23 protein-coding genes are annotated in these 26,039 nt (G+C 55.0%); 9 read left to right on the top strand and 14 right to left on the bottom strand.

Going from position 1 to position 26,039, the window contains the following annotated elements; all coding sequences use genetic code 11:
• The first annotated feature begins 13 nt into the window (after window positions 1-13).
• The 5 genes from ACR0MQ_RS10715 to ACR0MQ_RS10695 all read left to right on the top strand — a co-directional run bounded on the left by ACR0MQ_RS10715 (window position 14) and on the right by ACR0MQ_RS10695 (window position 5,065).
• Window positions 14-271, top strand: a complete 258-nt coding sequence (locus tag ACR0MQ_RS10715; protein WP_480608030.1) for a sarcosine oxidase subunit delta — start codon at window positions 14-16, stop codon at window positions 269-271.
• On the top strand, window positions 258-3,125 hold the full coding sequence (locus ACR0MQ_RS10710) for a 2Fe-2S iron-sulfur cluster-binding protein (RefSeq protein WP_480608027.1): 2,868 nt from the start codon (window positions 258-260) through the stop codon (window positions 3,123-3,125). The genes ACR0MQ_RS10715 and ACR0MQ_RS10710 overlap by 14 nt, the downstream gene beginning before the upstream one ends.
• Window position 3,126: 1 nt before the next feature.
• Window positions 3,127-3,624 carry an aminomethyltransferase family protein gene (locus tag ACR0MQ_RS10705; protein ID WP_170774373.1) on the top strand — a complete coding sequence of 166 codons (498 nt, stop codon included), beginning with the start codon at window positions 3,127-3,129 and terminating at the stop codon, window positions 3,622-3,624.
• 14 nt (window positions 3,625-3,638) lie between these two features.
• Window positions 3,639-4,052, top strand: coding sequence for a RidA family protein (locus ACR0MQ_RS10700; protein ID WP_170774371.1), 414 nt, complete (start codon window positions 3,639-3,641; stop codon window positions 4,050-4,052).
• Window positions 4,053-4,132: 80 nt separating this feature from the next.
• Entirely contained in the window at window positions 4,133-5,065 is a 933-nt protein-coding gene (locus ACR0MQ_RS10695; protein WP_480608024.1) for an AEC family transporter, read from the top strand.
• A 14-nt stretch (window positions 5,066-5,079) separates the two neighbouring features.
• Here ACR0MQ_RS10695 and ACR0MQ_RS10690 read toward each other — a convergent pair whose 3' ends face one another.
• From ACR0MQ_RS10690 to ACR0MQ_RS10660, 7 genes are all read right to left on the bottom strand, one after another.
• A complete protein-coding gene (locus ACR0MQ_RS10690; protein WP_170774367.1) occupies window positions 5,080-6,369 on the bottom strand; it encodes an amidase in 1,290 nt (429 codons plus the stop codon).
• Complete coding sequence (locus ACR0MQ_RS10685) at window positions 6,366-7,559, bottom strand: YlbE family protein (RefSeq protein ID WP_170774365.1); 1,194 nt, start codon at window positions 7,557-7,559, stop codon at window positions 6,366-6,368. Before ACR0MQ_RS10685 ends, ACR0MQ_RS10690 begins: the two co-directional genes overlap by 4 nt.
• A complete protein-coding gene (locus tag ACR0MQ_RS10680; RefSeq protein ID WP_170544036.1) occupies window positions 7,556-8,182 on the bottom strand; it encodes a hypothetical protein in 627 nt (208 codons plus the stop codon). Before ACR0MQ_RS10680 ends, ACR0MQ_RS10685 begins: the two co-directional genes overlap by 4 nt.
• Complete coding sequence (locus ACR0MQ_RS10675) at window positions 8,182-8,814, bottom strand: hypothetical protein (protein ID WP_170774363.1); 633 nt, start codon at window positions 8,812-8,814, stop codon at window positions 8,182-8,184. Before ACR0MQ_RS10675 ends, ACR0MQ_RS10680 begins: the two co-directional genes overlap by 1 nt.
• Window positions 8,811-10,193 (bottom strand): Rieske 2Fe-2S domain-containing protein, encoded by a 1,383-nt coding sequence (locus tag ACR0MQ_RS10670; RefSeq protein WP_170774361.1) that lies wholly within the window; start codon window positions 10,191-10,193, stop codon window positions 8,811-8,813. Before ACR0MQ_RS10670 ends, ACR0MQ_RS10675 begins: the two co-directional genes overlap by 4 nt.
• 243 nt (window positions 10,194-10,436) lie before the next feature.
• The gene (locus ACR0MQ_RS10665) at window positions 10,437-11,897 is read right to left on the bottom strand and encodes an aldehyde dehydrogenase (protein ID WP_480608017.1); all 1,461 of its coding nucleotides are present in this window, start codon (window positions 11,895-11,897) and stop codon (window positions 10,437-10,439) included.
• Window positions 11,898-12,920, bottom strand: coding sequence for a succinylglutamate desuccinylase/aspartoacylase family protein (locus ACR0MQ_RS10660; RefSeq protein ID WP_480608014.1), 1,023 nt, complete (start codon window positions 12,918-12,920; stop codon window positions 11,898-11,900).
• 125 nt (window positions 12,921-13,045) lie between these two features.
• Here ACR0MQ_RS10660 and ACR0MQ_RS10655 point away from each other — a divergent pair, with 125 nt between their 5' ends.
• Genes ACR0MQ_RS10655 through ACR0MQ_RS10645 form a run of 3 tightly spaced genes read left to right on the top strand, consistent with a single transcriptional unit; the run spans window position 13,046 to window position 15,257 of the window.
• Entirely contained in the window at window positions 13,046-14,140 is a 1,095-nt protein-coding gene (locus tag ACR0MQ_RS10655; protein ID WP_170774355.1) for an aminotransferase class I/II-fold pyridoxal phosphate-dependent enzyme, read from the top strand.
• On the top strand, window positions 14,140-14,688 hold the full coding sequence (locus tag ACR0MQ_RS10650) for a decarboxylase (protein WP_170774354.1): 549 nt from the start codon (window positions 14,140-14,142) through the stop codon (window positions 14,686-14,688). The genes ACR0MQ_RS10655 and ACR0MQ_RS10650 overlap by 1 nt, the downstream gene beginning before the upstream one ends.
• A complete protein-coding gene (locus tag ACR0MQ_RS10645; RefSeq protein WP_480608011.1) occupies window positions 14,685-15,257 on the top strand; it encodes a thiamine pyrophosphate-dependent enzyme in 573 nt (190 codons plus the stop codon). Before ACR0MQ_RS10650 ends, ACR0MQ_RS10645 begins: the two co-directional genes overlap by 4 nt.
• On the opposite strand, the gene ACR0MQ_RS10640 is transcribed toward ACR0MQ_RS10645, so the two are convergent.
• From ACR0MQ_RS10640 to ACR0MQ_RS10620, 5 genes are all read right to left on the bottom strand, one after another.
• Window positions 15,244-16,134 (bottom strand): LysR substrate-binding domain-containing protein, encoded by an 891-nt coding sequence (locus ACR0MQ_RS10640; RefSeq protein WP_170774352.1) that lies wholly within the window; start codon window positions 16,132-16,134, stop codon window positions 15,244-15,246. The genes ACR0MQ_RS10645 and ACR0MQ_RS10640 overlap by 14 nt on opposite strands.
• A gap of 69 nt (window positions 16,135-16,203) precedes the next feature.
• Window positions 16,204-16,785: an XRE family transcriptional regulator gene (locus ACR0MQ_RS10635; RefSeq protein ID WP_170774351.1), complete on the bottom strand. Its 582-nt coding sequence runs from the start codon at window positions 16,783-16,785 to the stop codon at window positions 16,204-16,206.
• Between the two features lie 173 nt (window positions 16,786-16,958).
• Window positions 16,959-17,738, bottom strand: a complete 780-nt coding sequence (locus ACR0MQ_RS10630; protein ID WP_480608008.1) for a carnitinyl-CoA dehydratase — start codon at window positions 17,736-17,738, stop codon at window positions 16,959-16,961.
• A gap of 3 nt (window positions 17,739-17,741) precedes the next feature.
• The gene (locus ACR0MQ_RS10625; RefSeq protein WP_480608005.1) at window positions 17,742-19,757 is read right to left on the bottom strand and encodes an acetate--CoA ligase family protein; all 2,016 of its coding nucleotides are present in this window, start codon (window positions 19,755-19,757) and stop codon (window positions 17,742-17,744) included.
• Between the two features lie 7 nt (window positions 19,758-19,764).
• Window positions 19,765-20,925: an acyl-CoA dehydrogenase family protein gene (locus tag ACR0MQ_RS10620; RefSeq protein WP_170544060.1), complete on the bottom strand. Its 1,161-nt coding sequence runs from the start codon at window positions 20,923-20,925 to the stop codon at window positions 19,765-19,767.
• 96 nt (window positions 20,926-21,021) lie between these two features.
• On the opposite strand from ACR0MQ_RS10620, the gene ACR0MQ_RS10615 reads away from it, so the two are divergent.
• Complete coding sequence (locus ACR0MQ_RS10615) at window positions 21,022-21,939, top strand: GlxA family transcriptional regulator (RefSeq protein ID WP_480608002.1); 918 nt, start codon at window positions 21,022-21,024, stop codon at window positions 21,937-21,939.
• Window positions 21,940-21,947: 8 nt separating this feature from the next.
• Here the strand turns inward: ACR0MQ_RS10615 and ACR0MQ_RS10610 are convergent, their stop codons facing one another.
• Both ACR0MQ_RS10610 and ACR0MQ_RS10605 read right to left on the bottom strand, forming a co-directional pair.
• Window positions 21,948-24,383, bottom strand: coding sequence for a GcvT family protein (locus ACR0MQ_RS10610; RefSeq protein WP_480608150.1), 2,436 nt, complete (start codon window positions 24,381-24,383; stop codon window positions 21,948-21,950).
• A 440-nt stretch (window positions 24,384-24,823) separates the two neighbouring features.
• Window positions 24,824-25,798 (bottom strand): LysR family transcriptional regulator, encoded by a 975-nt coding sequence (locus ACR0MQ_RS10605; RefSeq protein ID WP_480608000.1) that lies wholly within the window; start codon window positions 25,796-25,798, stop codon window positions 24,824-24,826.
• Window positions 25,799-26,039: the final 241 nt, after the last annotated feature.

Below are 26,039 nucleotides of genomic sequence, written 5' to 3'. Positions count from 1 at the left end.
GAGGGTAAGGTTCATGATGCTAATTCCCTGCCCATTCTGCGGCAAACGTAATGAAAGCGAATTTATCTTTGGAGGCGCGGTCGGTGCAGACCGCCCCGACCCGAACAGCGTTAGCGACGCGGAATGGGTCGAGTATCTGACCGTGGTGCCAAACCCCTTAGGCCCGGTTCAGGAACGGTGGTGGCATGCGCGAGGTTGTGGCGAGTGGGTCACGATTTGGCGTGATACCCGGACCCATGACATCGTGGAGGCCCCAGATGACTCAGAATAACCGCTGTGCATCTGGTGGGCGGATTGATCGAAGCCGAACTCTGCGATTTACCTTCAATGGCAAATCCTATGAGGGGTTTGAAGGCGATACTCTGGCCTCGGCCTTATTGGCCAACGGTGTTCGTGTTACGGCGCGCAGTTTCAAGTATCACCGCCCTCGTGGCATTGTTGGCCATGGTCCCGAAGAACCCGCGACACTGGTGGAGCTGGATGGTGAGGATGCCTCGGGAAACCGCCCGGCAACCACCGTCCCTTTGCGCGACGGGCTAAGCGCGCGTTCGGTGAATTGCTGGCCATCGCCCGAGTTTGATCTTGGCAGTGTTAATCAACTGTTCAGCCGTTTCATACCGGCCGGTTTTTATTACAAGACGTTCAAATGGCCCAATTGGCATCTTTTTGAGCCTTCAATTCGCAAAGCTGCCGGGTTGGCTGCTGCACCGGCTCAGCCGCCATCCTCGGGGCATTTCGAAGCGCGCCACGCCCATGCTGATGTCTTGGTCGCTGGCGCAGGCCCCGCCGGATTGAAGGCAGCGCTTAAGGCAGGACGGGCGGGTAAGCGCGTATTCCTAGCCGACGAAGGCTCAGAGGCAGGCGGCAGCCTGTTGAACCGCGATCTTTCCATCGATGGGCAACCTGCAATGGGTTGGGTGGAGGCTGCCGTTCAGGAGCTGCGCAAGATGGCCAATGTCACCCATCTGCAGAATGCGACTGTCTGGGCATATCGCGAACACAATTTGCTGATTGTAAATGAGCGTAATCCTGTACAGGGAAGCATCATTGAGCGTTCTTGGCGCGTGAGGGCGGGGGAAGTGGTTATCGCCACAGGCGCAACCGAACGTGCCATGGTATTCAGCAACAACGACCGGCCCGGGGTTATGTTGGCATCGTCGGTACAGGCTTACTGCAACCGATGGGGGGTTACCCCCGGAAAAAGAGTGGTCCTGTTTACCAACAACAACAGTGTATATGCGGTCGCCTCTGATCTGATCGCGGCAGGGGTGCGGATTGAGGCTATACTCGACAGTCGCTCAAGCGTACCTCAGTCTGCGCTGGATTTGGTGCCCGAAATCACTGTGCAATCTTCAACCGTTGTTGGAGATGTGCGCGGTCATAAACGGGTCAAAGCAGTAAAAGCCGTTTCCTCATCGAGTTCTGTAAACTGGATTGAATGCGATTTGCTTGCGCATTCAGGGGGATGGAACCCGACTGTACATTTGTGGTCTCAATCTCGCAGCACGCTAAGGTTTGACGAAGATTTGGCTGCCTTTCTTCCTTATCAACCAGTGCAGAACTGCACAGCGGTTGGCGCAGCGGCTGGGCAACTGACACTTGATCAGATTATCGATGGGGGTGAGGAACTTCCATATGAGATCGAACCTCTTTGGCGGGTAGACCTACCTGACCAGCGCGGAAAGGCGTTTCTGGATATTCAGAATGACGTGTCCGTCAGTGATGTGCATCTGGCTTTGCGCGAGGGCTATGACAATGTCGAACACGTCAAACGCTATACCACCGGCGGCATGGGTATTGATCAGGGTAAGACCGGGAACATCAACATCATCGGCACTGTTGCGATGCAAAAAGGTGTGCCGTTGCAAGAGGTCGGAACAACCACTTTCCGCTCTCCCTATACGCCTGTGTCCTTCGGTGCGATCGGCGGGCTACGCGAGGATTCGGTTCTGTTCCCCTATCGGCACACGCCAGTCACCCAGTGGAACAAAGACAATGGCGCGGTCATGTATGAGGCCGGTGCGCGTTGGCGGCGACCGGGTTATTTCCCTCAACAGGGTGAAGGCCTGCAAGACGCAGTGAACCGTGAATGCCGTGCCGTTCGGGAAGGCGTTGGAGTCTATGATGGCTCACCGTTAGGGACATTCGAGTTGAAAGGCCGCGATGTCCCGCAATTCCTGGATTTTATCTATGCGAACGTGATGTCTTCGCTGACGCCTAGCAATGGTCGTTACGGGCTGATGCTATCGGATGATGGGCTGATCCTGGATGATGGCGTTGTGTTCCGGCTTGATGAACACAGATGGCTTGTTTCCACCTCTACCGGTCATGCGGATTCAATAAATCAGCATATGGAAAAGCTGCTTCAGACAGAATTCCCGGATTGGCAGGTGATGATCACAACAGTGACAAGCCAATGGAACAACGCCACGATTTGCGGCCCGCGCGCGCGCGATGTGATGCAGGCTCTTGACACAGACATCGACCTGTCGCCCGAGGCGTTTCCATTCATGTCTTTCAGGGATGGGACCGTCGCAGGTTTTCCCGCGCGCATCGTTCGCGTCAGTTTCACGGGTGAACTTTCCTTTGAAGTCAATGTTGCCCCACGCCACATGGCGGCGTTATGGGCCAAGGTGATGGAAGCAGGCGCCCCCTTTGGGATCCTCCCGGTGGGCTCGGAATCGAGCCACGTGCTGCGTGTCGAAAAGGGTTTCCTGTCGCTGGGACACGAAGTCGACGGCACAGTGGATGCCCTTGACCTTGGGATGGGTTGGGCAATGTCGAAGAAAAAGACCGACTATCTTGGCAAACGCTCGATACAGCTGCGTCGCGATGGAAAAGCAATTCGGCGGGAGTTGGTGGGCATTCTACCCGAAGATTACAACAAGCAAGTGCCAGAAGGCGCGCCGCTAACCCCCGGAGGCCTTAAAGAGGCCACCGAAGGCCTTGTAACTGCCTGCGTCTGGAGTGTTGTGAACGATCGCTGGGTCGGGTTGGCATTGCTGAAGAATGGTCATAGCCGACACGGGGAAACTGCTCATGTCCGCCTAAAAGATGAAGTGATCCCGGTCAAAATCACCAAGCCGGTGTTCCACGATCCCGACGGCAAACTCTTGAGGTCCTGAGATGACTTATGACGTCGCAATAGTGCGCCAACCCCTAAACGCGCTGTTTGATCTCAAAGGGAGTCCAGCTGCCATTCAAAACTGGGCAGCTGATGTTCTGTCGACACTGCCAGAGCGACCAAACTCTCGGACAGGTCAAGCTTCAGTCGAATTGTATCATGTCGGGCGAAACCACTGGATCGCGCGCGCTCCGCTGGAGCAGGAAGCCGAACTGGAGAAACGTCTCAGCCCAACCAATTGCCCGGCGGAAATCAGCATCGTGCGGATTTCGGATACGCTGACATTTTTTCGAGTGACCGGTCCGCAAGCGGATGAAGTGATGTCCATTGCGTGTGCGTTGGATATACATGAAACTGAGTTCGGCGAAGAAACCGTAACCTATACTGAATTGTTTGGCCTCAAAGCACTAATTGTGCGGTGTGAAGATGGTTTTGAATTTGCCGTAGAGCAGAGCTTTGGCGATATGGTCGAGGATTATCTTTCCCGTGCCGTCGCCTAGAGGGAAAAAAGCGAATGGCACGAACACATATTCACAAATATCAAACCCGCTATCACGCTCAGGCGACCTATTCCAAGGCGATCCGGGCGCGGGGCGATTTTGTCTTCATGCAGGGCCAAGTTGGAACTTTGCTGGATGGGACACTCGTCGGCGAAGGTGATCCTGGTGCCCAGGCGGATCAGGCCTGCCGCAATATTCAACGCTGGATGGAAGAGGCCGGAGGTAGCCTTGCCGATGTTTGCAAGCTGACGGTCTATGTCACTGATATTTCCTACCGGCCCGCCGTTTACGAGGCGATCAACCGCTGGTTCGAGGGCGTGCATCACTGTTCGACCGGGGTTGTCGTGCAAGGCTTGGCCGATCCTTCACTGTTGGTTGAAATTGATGCAATGGCTGTGATCGACGAAGACACGGACGGAAGCGCTTGAATGGGTGGCGGTCGAGTTGTGTAGAATATCACTGTATGACAGTATATCGAAGTGCAGCCCAGATTTATTATTGATTTGAGATGCTTACAATTCTGACTTCGATATTACCGATCTTTTTGATTATCGCGTTGGGTCTGGCCCTTCGTAAAGGCGGAATTCCCAGCACCGATTTCTGGAACCTGAATGACAAGCTGGTTTATTGGGTTTTGATGCCCTGCCTGTTATTCACGAAGATCTCGTTATCGCCGTTAGATAAATCTGCGCTTGGCCTTTATTCGATGACCATATTGGGTGGGTTTTTGGCGGCGCTGGTATTTGCAGTCATCAGTGCCCGTCTGATGGGATATGCGGCACCGCAGGCGACGTCGATCTTGCAGGGAAGTGCGCGACATAACTCATTCATAGGCCTTGCGCTTGCAGCCAATCTTTACGGTCCAGTGGGGTTTGACATCGCTATTCTGGCGACAGCCATACTGGTGCCTATCACCAACATCGTCATGGTGGTCATGATGGTGGGGGCATTGAAACAGGATTCTGCGACCCGATTGCCGATCGCTATCCTGCGTGAGCTTGGGCGAAATCCCTATGTCATCTCGATCCTATTGGCGATTGGGGCCAACCAGATGATCGGTGACCGCATTCCTGTTGTCCACGAGGTGGCTGACATTCTTGGGGCGGGCGCATTGCCCATTACTCTGCTGGCTGTTGGCGCAAACCTCCGTGTCCGGGCGATGGCGGCGAGTGCGCTGCCTCTAATGCTGGCTATTGTCGGCAAGATGATGGTGTTTCCGGTTGCTGCGCTCGGTATCGGAATACTTGTCGGGTTACCTCAGGATGTTTTGCAGATTGCAGTGGTCTATTCCGTGGTGCCTACGGGGGCTTCATCGTACACTTTGTCCAAGCAACTAGGCGGGGACGCGCCTTTGATGGCCGCAATCGTCACGCTTCAGACCTTGATAGCAGCCGTTAGTATACCAATTTCGTTGGCGATATTGTTGCCGTTAATCGGTTAGACGAACCGAAAAATTCAACCCAATGGGTTTAGGATGTTACTGACCCATTGCGCAATATCCAGTAGCCGGGCGTCATAGCCCTTTGGCGCGACAAGCTGTATCCCTAGTGGCAATCCATTTTGGTCGGTCCCAAATGGGATGGCGATCGAAGGAACCTGCAAAAGGTTCCACATGCGCGAGAACAAAGGATCTCCGGTCGCTTCCAGGCCCACCGGGGCCGAACCTGGCGCAGACGGCACGAGAAGGGCATCGGTATCCCCAAAAATCTGTTCCAATACTAATCCAGCACGATCACGGAGGATCAGAGCATGCTGGTAGTCCACCTCGCTGATCTTTACCCCGGCTTCGATCAGCGCGTGAAATTGAGGACTGATCGCGGGCAATCCCATTTCGAATTCATCGCGGCGTAATCGTGCGGTCTCATATGCCATTACAGTGTGATGTGCCGAGGTGAGTTCAGAAAAAATAGCAGAGTGGGCAATTTCGCCAGATTCTGATCCTGCGGCTGCAATGGCGGACATAGCACGGGTGCAGGTGTCACGCATCTCAATCGAGCCATCCATCCAGTGTGGTCCGCGCATCAGGCTGATCCGCGGCAAACTTTCCTCAAAACGCGCTCGTTGAGGCGGCTCGATGCCGCGTAGAACCGCATCGGTAAGTGCAAGATCATATGGATGACGGGCGAGTACCCCAAGCGTATCAAGGCTTGGTGACAACCCCATCACACCGGAAAGCGGGTAGCCATGGATCGTAGGGCGAAATCCATAAACTCCGCAATATGCAGCCGGTCGGATCAATGATGCCGCCGTCTGTGATCCAAAGGCCAGCGGAGCCATGAAATCAGCGACAGCAGCAGCAGAACCCGATGATGAGCCGCCCGGAGTATGGCCTGGATTGTGCGGGTTCGCAGTTTTGCCGGGCCGGAAATAGGCGAACTCGGTCGTAACTGTTTTGCCGATAGGAATGGCGCCCACATCGAGAAGCATTTGAACGCAGGCCGCGTTCATTACCGGTTGTCGATTAGAATACAGGTCACTGCCCCAACCGGTCGGCATGTCATCGGTATCGATGATATCCTTGATTACGAATGGGACACCATGGAGCGGCCCGTCAGATTGCCGATTATCGGCAGCCAGTGCCCGATCCATGGCGCGATCTGCATCAAGGTGCTGAAATGCCCCAAGCACAGGTTCGCGAAGTGCGATCCGTTCGAGATGTGCCTGCATGACCTCCGATGGCTTGACTTCTCTTATCCAGATCAGTCGGGCCAGTTCGTGCGCGCTGCGGCGACATAAATCACTCATGCCTTGAGTGCTTTAACAGCAGCTGAAAATGGATCGACCGGCATGTCATATATGCCACCTCCCAACCGACCAGCCTGACCCAACCTATCAAGTATGCCAAGCCCAACTGCTGGACCAGAACCTTGCGCCACCGCTCCGCGCGCAGTTGAGCCAAGCCGAATATCCAGAGAACGAAAATAGGGATGAGAACCTGCTGACAGACCTGTCACCCGTGCGTTGGAATTGTCAGGTAGATAAGCGCCGAGAACCTTTTTCTGCTCGGGGCTAAGTTCGATGGCCATGGCACCAAGGCCAAAGGCCTCGACCACGGCGCTGTCTCCGATGGCACCCAAGGCGCGGTCTTCGGGTAAGTCGGTATCGAGGCGACCCTTGGGCGGTGCTGCGGGAACAGTAAACCACCATCCCGGCAGGCCCGAGATCTGAATGCCAACCTCGCGCCCATTTCCACCTGCTGCCGTCACAAAACTGGAGCCTTCGACACCTTCGGCAAGCTTCATCATTAGCTTGGTCGCCGCCATCCAGAGGTTCAGGAACAGCGAAGGAGAGTTCGCCATGAACTCCAGAACATCTTCGTCATTGATGCCACCGGATGTGCGATCCTTAAGTTCATCAACCAATGCTTCTGTTGCGACGGGTGTGCGCCCGTGGCAATCATCGCCACCTACCAACCCCGTAACCGCCAATGGAACCAACGCAATCCCTTCGGCCAGACCGTTTTGCAGCACATCCAGAAAGCGCGTGTTCAGCCAGCGGATATGTTCGAGGACAGCGTCCGAGCGCAGACCCAATCGCAGCGACGGGCGTGCACCTCCATTGATCGGGGAGAAAACCCGTGTCTGACCGCGCCATGCGTCGTAGACCGAATGCAACGGCATGGTGGCGGACACCACGGCTGCCAGCGGTGTGACGACGTCGTGATCCTGTGCCGGGCGTAACGCGATCTCACCTGCCATGATCATCGCTTCGGCCTGATCAAAGTCGCGGGACAGACCTTCCCAAACTGCAGCAACACAAGCTGAATTGAGGATCGGAGCGGTGATATCTGTGGGGCGCGAAAAGGCTGGACCTGCGTGCAACAGTACATTTTCTGGCAGGTCAAGCGCGTCAGCTGCGGTGTTGAATCGATTCCAGACCGGTTGCGTGACCATCGCCCGATCAAAGGCCAACTGGTCCGACGAGTGCAGGGTCATGATCCCTCCGGAGGAATGATCCAAGTTTCCGAGAAATAGAGAAATGCGGTTGTGGTCTCGTACCCGGCCTGCACGCGCGTACCCAACTTGCCCGGCAACACGTGGCCATTGACGATGATCTGGGCCGCATGGGCAGGAACCAGTAGCGAGAACATGTTTTGCTCACCCGATGCGACCTCATGCGGGGACAGTTCCAATGCACGAGGTGCTTCGAAGCCTTCCCAAATCAGCTCAACCGTCAAAGGGCCGCCTGCAATTGTTTCGGTATACCGATGGCTCATCGGGTCGCCCGAACTGCGCACGGCATGTGCCCCAATTTCAGGCAGGGTTGCGAACGAAGGCGCATTGGCAAAGGCAGCCAGTTTACTGATAAAGTTCTTTTTCAGGAACGCGGTTAATTCGGGATTGTCGCTGAGGATGACATTTGGGGCATTCGGTGGACCCTCAACCTGATCAGGCGATCCCAGAAGCAACAGCACCTGCCCCTGACCGACCGGAGACCAAGCCACACGAAAGAATAGCGCCATGGCGCTAAAATTGCCATTCTCGTCTTTAAGCAGGATGCCCGGGTTTTCGCCTGTCCAGTCAACAACGCCGGGGGTGATGGGCTCGTTCAGGGGCATCAGGTGTCCTCCGCAGGGGTAACCCAGGTTTCCGAGAAGGCCAGAAAGGCCGTGCTCATCGTGCGTCCAAAGAATTGGCGATCTGCCACCTGACCGCGCAGGGCGGTGCCGTTGATCCTGACCTGAGCCTGTTTGGCCTCAAGAAATACGGAATACATCTCGTGTTCTTTGGTCGCCGAGTTCTCTTGCGTGACTTCCACCGGCAGCGGTGGCCCCATATCCCGCCAGATCATGTCCAATGTCACACCCGAACCACGCAGGGTTTCGGAATAGCGTGTCTTGAGGTCACCGGGCCGCTTTTCAACGCTGTCACAATCCAGCCAGGTCATGGCCTGCAAGCCCGGTTTGCCAACAAATGTTGGCATCTTGGATACCCAGCCTTCAACGATCCAACGCATCATACGCTGGTTGTCTGTCATGATCAGGTTTGGGACCTTCGGCCAGCCGCTGGCCTCGTCCGGAGCGCCCAAAACAATTGCTGCATGACCACGCCCATATGGCGACAGAACAACGCGAAAGAACAACGCCAGCGTATCGTAATGGGCCTGATCGGGCTGCTGTTTCAGATAGATGCCCGGGTTCTCGCCCGACCAATCAACCCGGCCGGGGTTGTGAGGGATTCGAGTGCTCATGACCAGCTTGCCTCGTATTCTTTCAAAGCGTTTTCAATGAAAGTGCGGCGCTCGAACCCCTGCAGATGATCGCCGGACCTCAGAATATCAGCAACCTTGAACGAGACTTCTTTCTGCAGGGCGCCATCATCACGACCTTCCTGCAACGGGATTTTCAACACGGTATCCCCGGCATAAGTCGGGATTATACCCTTGAAATTGTCAGTTGGCTGTGCAGGTGGAGTTCCATTTCCCAGGGCCCGGATTGCGTTGCGCAACATCCGGCGCGCCTTGGCCACGCCCCGATCTGTGAATGACAGGTTCTCTCGGGCATGGATGTTGATCGGGCCCTGGCTGACCCAAGCATCATAATCACCGGGATCGCGTTGCCGCATTTCATAGGGGCGATCCGGACCCTGGCCGTAGAAATCGGTTTTGCCAAAGCCCACTTCGTCCCGATTGGTCATGCCGCGCGGGTCGTCGTTGAACCGCTCTTCCCGAAAGTGACGCCAGGCGATGACCATGGTGTTGGTGTCATCAATCGGAGTGATCCATCGTGACAGCCCACCGCGTCCAAAGTACCTTGATCGATCCGGAATTGGGAAATGCCCGCCATTTTGAGTGAACGATGGCAACATGTGGTCATGTACTCGCACCCAGATGAAATCACCATCCCGACGCACATTGGTATAGAAATCGCCGGTCTGACTATCGTGAAACTCAATCATCGGCATATGCGCGAATGCTTCGTGGAACTGCACCCGCGCAGCCTTGGTGTGCAGATAGACCACATGAAACGGGTCCCACGCGTTCTCCATCACCTGTAGCCAGTTGCAGGGTGACTTGATGAGATACGGTACCAGTTCATCACCTTCATCATCGAAGGTATCCATAACCGGGAAAGGCGGTGTCTTATCTGCCGGACCCATATAGGCAAAAGCCAACCCTTTGTATTCGATGATCGGATACGCACCGAGACAGGCCTTTTTCTTGACCTGAGACGCAGGGGGTTCGCATGGTGTTTCCAGAACTGTCCCATCCAAGCCATACTTCCAGCCATGGTAAGAGCAGCGAATGCCGCCTTCTTCCACGATGCCGAATTCCAGGCTCATGTTTCGGTGGCAGCAATGCAGATGGGTGCATCCCAGCCTGCCATTTTTCTTTTCGCGAAACAGGATCAGATCCTCGCCCAGAATTCGGAGGCGATAAGGAAGATCTCCAATTTGATCAGTCATGGCGACGGGCATCCAAAACCGGCGCAGATACTCGCCGCAGGGTGTTCCCGGACCAACCTCGGTCAATTCCGGGTCGTAGTTTTCTGACCAGACACCTTGCTGATCGTGACCGCGAAAATTCCCTTTTGGAACCGTGAATGGGCTGTTGTCAGTTGGGGTGTTCATTTTTGGCCTTCCAGTCGTCGTGGCTTACGCACCCAGCGATTGGCTTCTGCATATCTCGAGCTTCCACTCGGGAATGACCTGCCGATGTCTCATGCCGGATATGGCTGGACGCTGCAGTGCGCGAATGTTCTGCAAATCTAGCGCCCTCTAATACATTATATTTTTTTATTGATAGTGCCATCCATATGTCAATTAGTTATTTCTTTGCAGTTATGCGTCCTGCCATTATTTCGGCCAACACAATTAAAGGAACGGGTTGGATACAGGTGTTGTTCCGGTCCAGATTGACTTGACCTGCAGGAAATCGGTGATTGCGCCCGGTCCCAGTTCCCGCCCATATCCCGACAGTTTGACGCCACCGATCGGGCTACCTGGATCAACGCTGCGGTAGTGGTTGATGTAAACGGTGCCCGCACATATCGCTTCGGCAACTCGGACGGCTTTCGCTGCATCTGTGGTCCAAACCCCGGCGGACAGTCCATAGTCGCTGTCATTAGCGAGCGCGATGGCTTCGTCCTCGGATTCAAAGGTGGTGATTGAAAGCACAGGGCCGAAAACCTCTTCTCGCCAGATCTGCATGTCCGGAGAGACCTGATCAAAGATCGTTGGCCCGACATAGTAGCCGCCAATCCCTTTCACTGTTTGGGTGCCGTCCAGCAGGCAAATGGCGCCGTCTGCCTTTGCTTGTTCGATCATCGCAGTAACCTTTCTCAGATGCGGCTCATTGGCGAGCGGTGCAATCTGAGTGTTCGGGTCAAATGGGTCGCCAGGTATCAGTGAACGGGATCGTTCCAGCAGTCGCGAGATCATTGCGTCTTTGATCCGGGCTTCGACAATTAGCCTAGAACCTGCGACACAAGTCTGGCCATTTGACAGGAAAATGCCTGACATCACCCCGTTGATCGCCGAATCCAGATCACAATCGGCGAACACAACCTGAGGCGACTTGCCGCCCAGTTCGAGCGTTGTGGGCACGACTTGACCCGCGGCAGCCTGAGCGACCTTGCGGCCACCGATATCTGAGCCGGTGAAACTTACTTTGCGTGTCAACGGATGCCGAACAAGTGCCTCACCAACTTCGTGGCCCCATCCCGTCACCACGTTCAACACACCCGGTGGAAGACCCGCCTCGCAAACAAGTCGGGCGAATTCCAGGGTTGAGGCTGACGCCATTTCCGACGGTTTAACCACAACCGTGTTTCCCGCGGCCAGAGCCGGGGCCAGCTTCCATGCCAGGATCATCAGGGGCGAGTTCCAAGGTGTAATTGCGACTACCACACCGTAGGGTGACCAGTGTCCTTCGCTGGTGACCCCAGGCGTGGAATTACTCTGTAGAACAGGGGCTAGTTTGCGCGCTTCGGCAGCAAAATGACGATACCAGGTATGTAATCCAGAAAATTGACCACGTACCTCGGTAATGCGCTTGCCATTATCCAGAATCTCCGGGTCAACAAGTCCTTCCCAACGCTCCTCAAGCACATCAGCCATAGCATCAAGCATGTCGGCGCGCCCTGATGCATCTAACTGAGCCCATGGGCCTGTGCGGAATGCAAGGTCGGCATCTCGTATCGCTACATCTGCCTCGGATGTGTCGCACCTGGCGATATGGCTCCAGACCTGTCCGGTTGCAGGGTTGATACTGGGTATGGTGTCCCCTTGCCAATCTATGAACTTGCCTGAAATGAATGGAGTGTAGGATCGCATTCAGTCTGCTTTCGATGCGTTCTGAGCTACCAGCGCCAGCAGGTCGCCCCGGCACACCATCCCGCGATTGCCATGCGCGAGCACAAATCCGCTGTTGGGAAAATTTAGTTTCAGAGCGGGACGGCCAGGATTATCGGGAAAACGCAGATGCCCCGCCAAATCACACGCCTGAACCTCTTGCCCAGCACAGACATATCGGTCGAATAAGCCATTTTCGGGGGCATAGAGTGAGTCATGCGGGGAGGCGATCTCAACCTGCCGCGGCGGCGTTCCAATTCCAGAGCTGCCGTCTAGAAGCCCGAGTTCGGTTAGGCAGCGCATCAAACCTGTTTCTGCGGCATCTACAATTTCGGGTGTGATATTGCCTCCACCGCCTAGCTCGGTTGCGATCATAGGAACACCCGCGCGCTCTGCTGCTGCGTTGACTGAACGATTGTCATTATGTGCGCCCAATACCCAGATCAGCGGCAATCCGAACGTGCTGGCCAGATCAAGGTTCGCTTTGGTCAGCTTGGGGTCAGCACAGCGCGACGCCAGTGCGCAGGGTGCAAAGACCGAAGCCTTGCCGCCGGAATGCAGATCAATCACTGCATCAACACGTGGCAGCAGCACGGTTTCCACATAATGTGCTAACATTGCTGTCGGCCCGCCATCAGGATCACCCGGAAAGGCGCGGTTCAGGTTTTGTCCGTCCAGCGGAGATACGCGTGAGGAGCTGGCGACTGCCGGAGCGTTCAGGGCTGGTATCGTGATGATCTGCCCGGCAATCTGTGAGGGGTCCAGCCGCTCGGCTAGCCGCAATATTGCAGCGGGGCCTTCGAATTCATCACCATGAGTTCCACCTAGCAGCAGAACCGTCGGGCCGTCAGATCCGCGAAGACTGGCGATCGCAATGGGGTGATATCCCAGTGGCACGGTGTTGTCTGACCACTTCAGCATTAAATCCCCGGTCTGTTTGCCCGGAGAATCCAGATTGATGGTTGCATGCACTCTGCTGGGTTGCGTTTGTTTCGCCTCTGCCATGGCAGGTCCTTTGTTCAATATGCTCCCCCATATACCATAATATTTTTGCAAGTGAATTGGCATCTGAATAAATATGTGTGATATATTAGTTGAGCAGCGTGATTGATCCGTTTCGAGGAAGCAATATGACCATAGTTCTGGCAAAATCTGGAATCGAAAACATCAAGCCACATATGGTGGGTGCGCCGATAGAAGCCGGGCAACCTGCGACCGTGCTGTTGAATTCCAACGAAAGTGTTTTTGGACCCAGTCCCAATGCGCGTGCGGCGGCGCGCGCTGCCATGAGCGATATTGAGCGCTACCTAGAGAACCCTGATCGTGTTCTTGCGCCCGCTATCGCGCGGCATTTCGATCTGGACGAATCTTGGATAACAACGGGACAAGGTTCGGATGATTTGCTGGCCCGATTGGCCAGAGCCTATTTGGGGCCGGGCACCGAGCTGATCCGAAGCGCAAACGGATATCTAAAAGTTCCAAACTACGTTTACGCAAATGATGCCGATGTAATTTCAGTCGCTGATGACGGCTTCAAGCCCTCGGTTGATCGAATGATTGATGCCGTGACCAATCGAACGCGGATTGTATATCTTGCGAACCCGGAAAACCCCGCTGGAACCTATTTGAACGGATCTGAGGTGAGGCGGCTACACGCTGCGTTGCCCAAGGACGTGTTGCTGGTGATTGATGCGGCATACGAAGAATATGTCGACGCCGAAGACTATGAACCAGCGCACAAGCTGGTGGAAGAGGCCAGCAACGTTGTTATGTGCCGGACATTTTCTAAGATCTACGGCTTGGCCGGAGCGCGGGTAGGATGGGTGTTTGGCCCTCCGGATATCCTGGATAGTATTCGGCGTATTGCCTTGACCTTTCCCGTTGCTTCACCTTCGGCGGTTGCAGCGATTGCAGCGCTTGAAGATCGGGCGCACACACGCTTTGTGTTTGATGCCAATCAGCGTGGGCGCAAGTGGCTTTCGTCGGAAATGCAATCGCTGGGTTTGACGATAGTCCCAAGTCAGACCAATTTTCTTTTGGTCCATTTTCCAGATCCGGTGAAATCTGCCGAAGGGGTCGACCTCTTCTTGCGCCAGAATGGTATTGCAGTACGGCGTTTGGCCTCGGCTGCCTACAAGGATTATATTCGCATAACCATTGGGCGGTCCCATGAACTGCAAGCTGTGCGAGATGGTATAGCTGAATTTTTGAATGGGGCGGGCTAATGGGTGGATCACTTCAACCTGCCGCAAGTGCTCGGGATATTGCCTTTCCGTCGGGTGCTGGCATCATCGCCTGCATAAAGCAATCGGATATTCGGGAAATTGTTGCCTTGCCGGATATCGTCACAAGTGACGGCTTACTTTGGCCGATTTCAAAAGATCCCGATTTTCGCCTGACCCGCATCTGTAAAGAAGATGAGGGTGTTAGCATCTGTGGGGCGATGTCATACAACGGCACTCGGGCGTTATTGATGATGCAGCAAACCGGGTTGATGGATTCTCTGAACGCCATTCGGGCAATTGGCATGGACTATGAGTTGCCCATCGTCATGATGGTCGGATTGCAGGGAAAAGAGCCCGATGTGCAACCCGACCAATCAGCTTCATACGGGGTGCGGATTATCCAACCGGTGCTGGATGCGATGGAAATTTCTCACTCGCTGATCGAAGAGCCTGAAGATATTGATCATATTCCGCAAGCCGTCGATGCGGCATACAACGCGTCGTGCCCTCATGTATTCCTGATTGGACGGAGCCCGGAGGCAACATGATCATTGACCGTGATGATGGGCTTGCTGCGTTGATACCCCATGTGAATGAACGGGATATCGTTGTGGCCGTATATCAAAGCTGCTTTGATTGGCTGCAACTCAATCCTCGTGACCTGAACTATGTAGCGGTCGGAGCAATGGGTCAGGCCAGTTCACACGGTTTAGGTTTGGCGTTGGCCAATCCAGACAGGCGCGTGATTGTTTTGGATGGGGATGGCAGCCTGTTGATGAATCTGGGTTCTCTGGTCACGATAGCAAACTCAGGCGTAACAAATTTGTATCACTTCGTGGCGGCCAACCGGGTTTATGAGGTGAATGGCGCGCATCCGCTGCCCGGCGCTGATCGGGTAGATTTCGTTGGGTTTGCGCGTTCAGCCGGATATGCCGGGTCACAGGGTTTTCGCGAGCTGAAACTGTTTGCAGACGCGTTACCATATATTCTGAATACGCCGGGCCCTCAGTTTGTTTCGATGGAGATTCAGCCGGGCAAATCCTATCCACGTGACTATGACTATATTCACAGCGCAAAGGCGCGACAAAGCTTTCGGGATGCGCTCAATCGGAGCTAAGCGTGTCCTTCGCTATTTCGAGAAAGATATTTGCAACAGCGGATAGTGGTCTGTTGTTGGACCAGAAAAGCACTGTTTGAAAATTTAGCGGTGCAGCAAACGGCAGTACAGCGCATCCTGGAACGGTTTCGGAAAGGCCTTTGGACATTCCAACAATCGACACTCCAAGCCCTCGCGCGACAAGACGACAGACGCCATCCGTAGTTCGAGTTTCATATTTTAGGCTACGCGAAATCGATTTGGCATCGAAAAAGCGGTCAACCTCGAACCGGAAGCGAGATGAACCCATGTAGGATATAAAACTCTCATCCGCCAAATCTCGTGCGTGAATGACGGATTTGTCTTCCAGCCGGTGGCCCTTGGGCAAGACGCAGTATACATCGTCATCCGATAGCATCAGGCTGTTAAAAGATGGGTTAGACGGGACGCTGGACGTAATCCCAAAATCAAAACTCTGCGATACCAGCCATTCCACTGAGTCGTCATTGGCCTCAAATTCCAACCGCGCCATAGCCTCGGGGCAGGCCAATGCGAATAAGCTGATCAGATCAGGGGCCAGTTGCGTTGCGAAGGCTGGGGTGGTCACCAGGCTTAGCCGCGCGTGTCCAAAACTGCCGATCGCTGTTGCCGCCTGCTTGATATGTTCCATACCGCTGACGGCTTGGCGCACTTCCTGTACAAGCAGCCGCGCTTCGTCTGTAGGAATCAGAACCCTTCCTGAGCGTTGAAACAGAGCAAATCCGACTTCAGCCTCAAGATCTGCGATTAGCCGACTAACCGCAGGTTGCGAAATGCCCAGCATTGTCGCGGCTTCTGTTACAGATCCGGTCGATACCACGGATCGAAATGCATCGACCTGTCGAAAGGTAATTTTCATTCTCTAGGTCTTTTCACTCCGGGGTCACTTAGGCAAGGGTTCAGGCACGGTGACGCCAGCAGATGGTCATTACTGTGGCCGGGTTGAAACGGTAATGAACTCTATCTCGTCCGATAGGATTTCGTGTACTCCGTGTGGTAGTTTGGCGTCAAAGCTAAGCGTGTCACCTGTTGCCATAAGAAATTCTTCGGCACCGCAAATATACCGGGCACGCCCATTGATCATGTATATGAATACATGTCCCTCGTGTTGGTATTTGGGCATGGTGTTTTGGTCTTGCTTAGAAATACGGATGCGTGCGGATTGAAAGGACCCGCCCGGCCCGCTGTGCTTACCCAGTGTCAGGTAGTCATGTGCGTGGTCATGCGTAATCCGCCGCGACGGCAACCCTGTGCCTGCGGGAACATGATGAACGTCTGCCGTATGCTCGGAATGGCTGAACAACGCCATCAGAGATACCGACAAGGCATCGGCCAAAGCCTGCAATGTGCCAAGAGAAGGCGAAACGTGGCCGTTCTCGATTCTGCTGATCATCGCCGTCGACAGATTTGCCTGAGTTGCCAGTTCTGTGACGGTCAGGTTTCGCTCTTGCCGCAGTCTTTGCAGAGTGCGACCGATCTCTAGTTCAGTCTCAGATTTTTTGTCCTGCATCAGGTCACGTTGATCCCAAATATATGCATAAAGCAATTTGTGACCTGATTTTCAGGCGTGTAAAGTATGATCTACTCAAAAATTGAGCTGACTTTGATGAACTAGCTCGACCTGTGTGATCAAGGGCTGTTCTTCCCAGATTCATTTACGTAGTTAGAAAACGAATGGGTTTGTTATTTCCCTTTCCAGACCGGGTCGCGCTTCTCAGCGAAGGCCCTTGCGCCTTCAAGCTGATCTTCACTGGAGTAAAGTACATCTACCGTACGCAACTGCCGTTTGGTGATGCGGTTAATCGCATCCTGAAACTTGCTGTCTTCGGCTTCGCGCACAACTTCTTTGATCGCTGCATAGACAAGTGGTGGACCTGAGGCGAGCAGGCGTGCAAGCTCCCAAGCGCGATCCATGAGCTGATCGGAAGGCAAAATCTCATTGACCAATCCCCAGCGGTGGGCTTCTTCGGCATCGAACCAGCGACCTGTCAGAAGCAATTCCATTGCGACGTGATAGGGGATGCGTTTAGGCAGTTTGACGCTGGCGGCATCCGCGACGGTGCCAGACCTGATTTCAGGCAAGGCAAAGGTAGCGTGTTCTGCGGCCAGAATCATGTCAGCTGAAATCGCAAGTTCCAACCCACCCCCGCATGCAATTCCATTGACGGCGGCGATGACTGGCTTGTTGAGGTCGCGCAGTTCCTGAAGCCCCCCGAAACCACCCACACCATAATCCCCATCCACCGCGTCGCCGTCGGCGGCGGCTTTCAGGTCCCAGCCGGGGCAAAAAAACTTTTCGCCTGCACCAGTCAGAATGGCGACGCGCAAATCGGGGTCATCGCGAAACTCAGCAAAGACCTGCCCCATGACGCGGCTGGTGGCCAGATCGATGGCGTTGGCCTTAGGGCGGTCCAGAGTAACCTCAAGGATTGCGCCCTCGCGGCGGGTCTTGATCGGGTCCATATCTCAGGCCTTTCTGATTAGGGCATCCACTGCAACCGCGCGGGTCGGCGTGCAAAGAAGCGGGTTGATTTCGACCTCGCCGAGCGTATCGGCATTGTGCACGACATAGTTCTGAACGGCCAGAACAGCGGCAATGATCTCATCCATATCAGCCGCTGGTTGGCCGCGATAGCCGGCCAGAAGCGGGGCGATCTTTAGCGCGTCGAGCGCGCCACGAATATCATCGGGCGTCGTCGGTATCAGCAGCGAAGCGGTATCACGCAAGATCTCGGTCAGGACACCACCCGCGCCGAGGGTCAGAACAAACCCATGGGCGGGGTCGCGCACGACGCCGACCAGCAGTTCGGCCACGGTTCCCGAGATCATCTCTTCGATCAGGATCTCGTCGGTTCCGATTTCTGCGGCAACTTTCGGCACGTCAGAGGCCTGGACTCCCAGTCTCACGGCGGCGTGTTCGGACTTATGGGCAAGTCCAACGCCCTTGACGGCGAAAGGCGCGCTCATCTCGTGTGTCGCGCATTGGGCTTCTTCTGCGCTCCGAACCGAACGGTTCTGGGGCACACGCAGGCCATGTCCTGTAAGTGCCTGCTTGGCGTCCGCTTCGGTCAAAGTTCGTTTGGCTTCCAGGTCGCCTGGCAAGCAGATTGGTTCGTGCGAAGGCGCACTGATCTGACCCGCGGCCCGAGTAGCAGCGAGAGTTTCACTTAAGCCCATGAACGGAACCACTTCACCCGCCATCAAGGTTTGCGCGACATCCTCTGGCAGCAGCTCGGGCAAGGTCGCCGCCACAGCAAATCGTGCGCCGGTTTCTTCCCGCACCTTGAGTGCCGCGTTCGTTGCACAAGCCCAATCCGTCAAGTCGGTGGTTGGATAGTCGACGATCGAGATGGTCAGATCGATATCGTCCCCGGTCATCCCGGCCCAGGCGCTCGCCATTGCTGCTTCGTCGCGCCAGACATAGGTGTGATAGTCGAGCGGATTGTTCAGCGCGACCATCGGACCAAGCGCATCGCGCAATCGGGTTTCTTTATCTTCGCTCAGTTTGGGAAAGCTGAGGCCTGTGCCAACTGCCATATCCGCGATCAGGCTTGCCTCGCCTCCGGAACAGCTGATCGATGCAATGTTGGCTCCTGTTAACGGTCCGTAGCAGTGCAGCAATTTCAGCGTTTCTAAAAACTCTGGGAGAGACTTTAGTCGTGGGATGCCCAACCGGTTCAGCAAAGCCTGCGCGCCCGCGTCGCTGCCTGCCAGTGAAGCGGTATGTGACACAGTCGCTGCCTGCGCCTGTTCAGACGCACCAACCTTCAGCGCGATCAGGGGAACGCTTTTCTCAAAAGCCTTGGCGGCAAGGGCTTCCCATTCGCGGACATCCTTGAAGCCTTCGATATGCAGACCTACTGCAGTGACCCGCGGGTCATCGATCAGCGCTGCGGCGATCTCTGCCTGGCTGGTTTGTGCCATGTTTCCACAGGTCACCATATAGGCAATGGGCAAGGCACGGCGCTGCATGGTCAGGTTGATCGAGATGTTTGAGCTTTGGGTCAGAATGGCGACGCCGCGCTCAACGGGAACTGCTCCATGTTGGTCAGGCCATAACAGCGCCCCGTCCAACGCGTTGATAAAGCCATAACAGTTTGGCCCCAGAATGGGCATGGAACCAGCCACTTTGATCAACTCTGATTGCAAGTCTCCACCCGTATCATCCTCGGCCACAGCTTCCGAGAATCCGGATGCAAAGCAAACTGCACCACCGCTGCCCATTTCGGACAAAATCTGTACCGCCTCAATCGTGGCGTGTCGATTGATGCCCACAAAGGCGGCATCCGGGGCGGAGGGCAGGTCCTCAAGCCGCGCGTAGGCTTTGTGCTCCGCGAGTTCAGCCGCCTTGGGGTGGATGGGCCAGATGTCCCCAGCATACCCCATGAGTTGGGATTGCTGGATAACCTGCTGGCACCACGCACCACCTCCGATGACCGCTATGGATTTCGGGCGCAGAAGGCGAGAGATATCCTTGCTCATCTACGCCTCAGGCACCCAGAGGCCGTAGCAGATCACGGCTGATGATGTGGCGTTGAATTTCGCTCGTGCCGTCCCAGATTCGTTCGACCCGCGCATCCCTCCAGAACCGCTCGATCGGGAAATCGTCCATCAGCCCCATCCCGCCATAGATCTGTAGCGTGGTATCCGTCACCCGCGCCAGCATCTCCGAGGCGTAGACTTTGGCCGACGCAATCTCGCGGTTTGAGGGCAAGTCCTGATCCAGTCGCCATGCGGCCGAGAGTGTCAGCCAATCGGCGGCGTCGATCTCGGTGATCATATCGGCGATCTGGAAGCTAACACCCTGAAACTTGCCGATTGGTTGGCCAAACTGCTTGCGTTCAGCGGCGTAATTCAGTGCGTAATCAAAACAGCGCCGCGCCCGTCCGACCGAAAAGGCAGCAACCGTCAAGCGCGTCGCGTAAAGCCATTCGTTCATCACGGCGAAACCGCCATCAACCTCACCTAAAACCTGTGCGTCTGGCAGGCGGCAATTGTCGAAGTAAAGGATATAATTCTTGTAGCCCTTGTGGCTCACCGAATTGTACCCCTCGCGCACCTCAAAACCCGGCGTACCCCGATCCACAAGGAATGTGGTGATACGCTTTTTTGGACCTTTCGGGGTTTCATCCACACCTGTTGCGATGAACACGATGAAGAAATCAGCGTGTTCTGCGCCTGATATGAAGTGTTTCGAACCGTTTACGACCCAGTCGCCGCCATCGCGAACCGCCTGGCATTTCATACCTCGGACATCCGAACCCGCATCGGGTTCGGTCATCGCCAGCGCGTCCATTTTTTCACCACGTACAGCGGGCAACAGATAGCGTTCACGCTGCTCGTCATTGCACGCCATAAGAATGTTCTGCGGGCGACCAAAGAAATGGGTCAATGCCATGGACCCGCGACCCAGTTCGCGCTCAACCAGAGTGAAGTCGAGATGCGACAGACCTGCACCGCCCACTTCTTCAGGGAAGTTGCAGGCATAAAATCCCAGATCGATGCACTTCTGCTTGATCTGTTCGCCCAATTCGGGCGGGACTTGGCCGGTCCGTTCGACCTCGGCCTCATGCGGATAGATCTCATTCTCGACAAAACTGCGCACGGTCGAGACGATCATGTCCTGTTCTTCGGATAAGCCAAATTGCATAACGCGGTTCCCCTGATGCCTGATTGGGAATGAAACGGCATTGTCTGGGCCTATGACATGCACTAATCGTAGTTTATCATGCAGAGTTAGAAAAAATTGACTCAGACCTACAACTTTTTGCTGTTCGATGGTTTCTCGAACCTGTGCCTTGCCAACATGGTTGAGCCGCTGCGCGCCGCGAACACTTTGGCGGGGCAGAATCTCTATGCCTGGCAATTCTATTCGCCTGACGGTGCACCTGTGGAAAGTTCCAGTGGGTTGCAGGTGGCACCTCACGGTGCCATCGGGGCTGCAGTGGGCGATGCTCTGATCGTCATGCCGTCATATGGATATCTGGAGCATTCCGTTTCAAAAACGTTGCGCGCTTTGCGCCGTGCGTCAAGTCGACATTCTCGGCTGGCTGGCCTGGATACCGGAAGTTGGTTGCTTGCAGATGCAGGTCTGTTGAACGGGTATCGCGCAACCATTCACTGGGATGAATTATCGCGGTTCGAAGAGGCATTTCCAGACGTTGATGCCCTGCAAGAGCGCTTTGTGATCGACCGCAACCGGATCACCTGTTCCGGCGCTATGGCGGCTTATGATCTGGCCACGGCGCTGATCCTTGCGGACCATGGACCATTGCTGTCGATGGAGGTCGCGCATCTTCTAATGAACCGCGGTGAACCAAGCGCTGCTTCGCCACAGATGAAATCCGAAGACAGGCTTGTGAATAGGGTGCTGGGCGTCATGCAAGGCACATTGGATGCGCCGGTATTGATAAAGGATATCGCCCGCCAACTCGGGTGTTCTCAAAAGAAGATCGAAATCCGTGTTTTGGCCGAACTGGGTGTTACACCGCAGGCGCTCTATCGTCGCTTGCGTCTGAATCTGGCGCGCAAACTTGCGGTCGAGACCCAACAATCCGTGGCCGAAATCGCCAGCCGCTGCGGGTATGAAAACCCCAGTGCCATGACGCGTGCGTTCCGGGCTCAATTCGGGCAGACACCGACTGCCTATCGGAACGGCGGGTAGCTTCCGGATCAGCTACGCACGCGTGAGAGGTCTGGGTCATAAGGGGAAGGTGCAATCACCTCGGCGCTGATCATTTCTCCACACAGGTCAAGCTGCATTCGGCTGCCGGGTTCGGAAAATTCTGGATTCAAAAAGCCGTAAGCAAGGTTTAACCCTGTTCGGTGGCCCCAGTCACCTGACGTGATGGTACCAACAACCACGCCATCCAACATCAGCGAAGCGCCACCATGTGCAGGTGCGATGATTGTTTCGATTTTCAGGCTTACCAGTTTCTTTTGCGGACCGTTCTCAAGGCGTTTCTGTAACGCGTTTCGGCCAATGAAATCGCCTTTGGTCAATTTCACGAACCGATCCAAACCCGTCTCGAACGGATCAAATTCTGTCAGCAGATCAGCTTTCCAGTGCAAGAACCCTTTCTCCATCCGCATGGACTCGACGGCGCGAGCACCAAAGAGTTTCATGCCATGTGTCTCACCTGCTTTTCTGAGCGCCAGATAGGCCGCATACAGCGAGGCGTTCGGGACATGTATCTCGTAGGCCAATTCCCCTGAGAAGCTGATATTCAACACAGTTGCTGGCGCGAACCCGACAAAGCACTCGCGAACAGACAGCCAGGGGAAGGCTTCTCGTGACCAATCTCCTCGTGCACAATCGGACAGCACGTCGCGCGATTTGGGACCGGCCAGCACCAGTATGGTCTGATCATTGGTGAGCGAGCGAATTTGCACATCCTCGCCATCATGCAGATGCGCCTGCAACCAATCCATATCATGGTACTCGCTGGCGCCGGCGGACCCGTACCAGACCCGCGCCGGGCCGCGATCGCTGGCGGGCAAGTTGGTGATTGTGGCCTCGGCTTTGACCGTCCCGTGGTGGTTCAGCAGATAGCCAAGGCCGACCCGCCCTTCGCGGTTCGTCACCGCGCCGCACATCATCCGATCCAGAAACTCATGCCGGTCGGTTCCGGTGATTTCCAGCCGGTTGAAGCCGTTAACTTCGGCCAGCCCGACATTTTCCTGAAGGTTTCTGATTTCCGCCGCGACGACGTCAAATGTTTCATCAAAACTGAAACTCAGCGTTGGGTGAAAGTCAGGCGCAGGCTTGATGTAGTCGACCCGCTCCCAGCCGTTGACCACTGTAAATTCGGCCCCTTCTGCGGCCAGGATCGGGGTCAGCGGTGTGGTTTTGGCCGGGCGACCGGCAGGTCGGTGTTCGCGCGGGAAATGAAAGCGGAATTCATTCTGATAATCTTCGATGGCCTTCAGCGCAGTCAGCTCCACATTGGAGTGGCCAGTAAACCGGCGCGGATCAAGGCACCACGTGTCATAACAGGCCTCGCCATGAACGATCTGTTGGGCCAGCAGCCAGCCATGGCCACCCCCTTCGCCCAGACCTGCGCGCAGGCCAATGATACAGAAAGCGTTGCGCTTGCCGGGGATTGGCCCGACCAATGGCGCACCATCAATCGTGTAGGTGATCGGACCATTCACCACGGTGTGGATGCCGACCTCCATCAGTGCGGGCATCCGGGCAAACGCACCTTCCAGGACATCCGTCAGGCGGTCCAAATCGTCAGGGCACAACGCGTTGACAAAATTCGGATCAATCCCATCCATGCCCCAGGTTTTGCAATCCTGCTCATAGAAGCCGACCAGCAAACCGTTCTTTTCCTGACGGCAATAATAGTCACTGATCGGACAGCGGAGCAGGGGCATGCGATGACCTGCGTCGCGGATTGCCGCGATCTCTTCGGTCAGTAAATACTGATGCTCCATCGAAGCAACGGGGTGGTGTACACCCATCATCGCGCCCACTTCGTTGACCCGATAGCCGCAAGCGTTAACCACTATATCGCAATCAATATCGCCGTGCTCGGTGTGAACCGTCCACGTATCGTCCTTGTGCTGCGTCAGCCCGGTGACCGGAGTGTTGCGATAAACCTCGGCCCCGGCTTTGCGCGCGCGGCGAGCCAGAGCTTGGCACAGCTGTGCCGGATCGATGTCGCCATCAAGCGGATCCCACAGCCCACCCAATAGGTTATCAGTCGAGATCAGCGGGTGGCGGCGGGCGCACTCCTCTGCATCTATGACCTCAAAATGCACATCCATTCCGCGCGCCATCGAAGCAAAGTGGCGATACCCCTGCATCTGCTCCGGCGTGTTGGCTAGCCTGATACCGCCGTCGCCATGATGGTAGTTGATCGGGTAGTCTGGATCCTCGGCCAATTCCCCGTACAGATTGATCGAGTGCGTTTTCAGTCCAACCATAGTCTGATTCATGCCAAAATTGGTCACCTGCGCAGCCGAATGCCAGGTTGTGCCGCTGGTTAGTTCGTTGCGTTCTACCAGTACTACGTCAGTCCAACCCTCTTGGGTCAGATGATACAGTGTCGAACACCCAGCGATACCGCCGCCAATGACAACAACCTTGGTACGCGATTTCATGGCATCAACCTCCGGCTCGTTTTTTTTGGGATTAGCGCGATCTGCGGTGTGGATCACAAGCGCTGCGACCTTTTTGATCACAAAATCGGAAATAAAAAAGCAAAATATCGCAATAAACTGCATGTGATCAACATAAGTGACCAGCATTATGTTGAATCGCTCAACCTCATGCACCCCGAGGATCACATGGGCTTTTTCACTAACGATATGGTGCAGGGCACGAAGCGCATTTCCTCCGCCAAGGAGCGAGATAACCTCTTTCGTCCGCTCGCAGACCGGGGCGATCCAAGGCATGGGCAGAGAGCGGAGCATTATAGGCCCGAATGCGAGCACCCAGGGGCGTAAGAGATTTGCAGGCCATTCTCACCGCTTGCCTATCCGTCGATCAGGATGGGCATATCCGGGAACAAACTAATATCTCTAAAGAGCTAAGGTCGGTTTTATTCAATCAATTTGAAACTGTCTGCCAGCCAAGGGATCTCCGCGCACAGCGGGGCGATGATACGGTTGCTGATCAGTGATCGTGTTTTATCCTCCACCAATTCTACAACGGATCTGGAGCAATCTGGCGTCGTGACCAGCGCCAGAGTGCGCGCAAAGCTTTTACCTGGAAACGGGTGCATACGCAGGTCGGCTTGAAACCGTTTCGCCCGCGAATACAGCAGTGGGGTTGTAATGGTCCAACCAGCACCGGCTGACACCATCGACATCAGCGTCTGGTTATTGCTGCATTCAAATCTGTGAGAGGCTGATATCCCTATCCGCCGTAGTTGAGCTTCTATCTGACGCGCGATGTAAAGGTTGCTGGAAAACCTCAGGAACGGAAGTTTAGTGCGGCCTTTGACAATATCGCTCAAAGGCGCCTCGTTGGCCCTGGGCAATATGATGACAAATGGATCACTTAGAAGCGGACGATCTTGCAGATCACGTAACCTTTCACTGGGTGTGGTGGATATTCCCAGGTCCAACTGTCGATCTCGCAACATCTCGATAATCGAATGGCTGGAATCTGTGTGATACATGAAATTGCAGGCAGGCATGCTCGATGACAGGTAAACGGCCAGTTCCGGTATAATGTCGCTGTCAAAATCTTCGATGGTCCCCAATCGAAGATGGCTGGCTTCGGATACGCTTCCTGCCGACGCCTCAGCCTTTGCTATCCGGATCAACTGTAATGCATCGTCAATGTTTCGTAGAAAAGCCTTTCCTTTTGGGGTCAGAACCATTGGTCTGCGCGAGTGATTGAACAGTTCAACCCCCAGATGGTCTTCGAGACTACGCAGATGGTGCGACACTGTGCTGACAGTAAGACCTGTTTCTTTCGCCGCTGCTTGCAGCGATCCTTTTTGAGCGCAAATCTGAAACAGTTCCAACCATTTGAGACTAAGATCTTTGGGGGCAGATTGGCGCGGCATTCTAAATCCTATGGATACAGGCATACCTGCAAATAATTAAGCGGCTCATGCGAACATTGATATCAATTTATCAAAATCCGGCACCCGTTTCTCTAATACCAAACGCTGATTTGAAAATCTGCAATGCGACTTGCAATTGGTCTGCCCTGCCAAATACATTTGTACTTCGACGCCAGACGCTAGATGTCGTATCGCCACCATTGTTTGCCTCGTTTGTGCTTGAATTTCATAGAATTTGGAC

It is taken from the genome of Ruegeria sp. AN6 (genome assembly GCF_056540425.1).
Note: the sequence above shows the minus strand (reverse complement) of the source record. Positions and strands in the feature narration are given on the sequence as shown.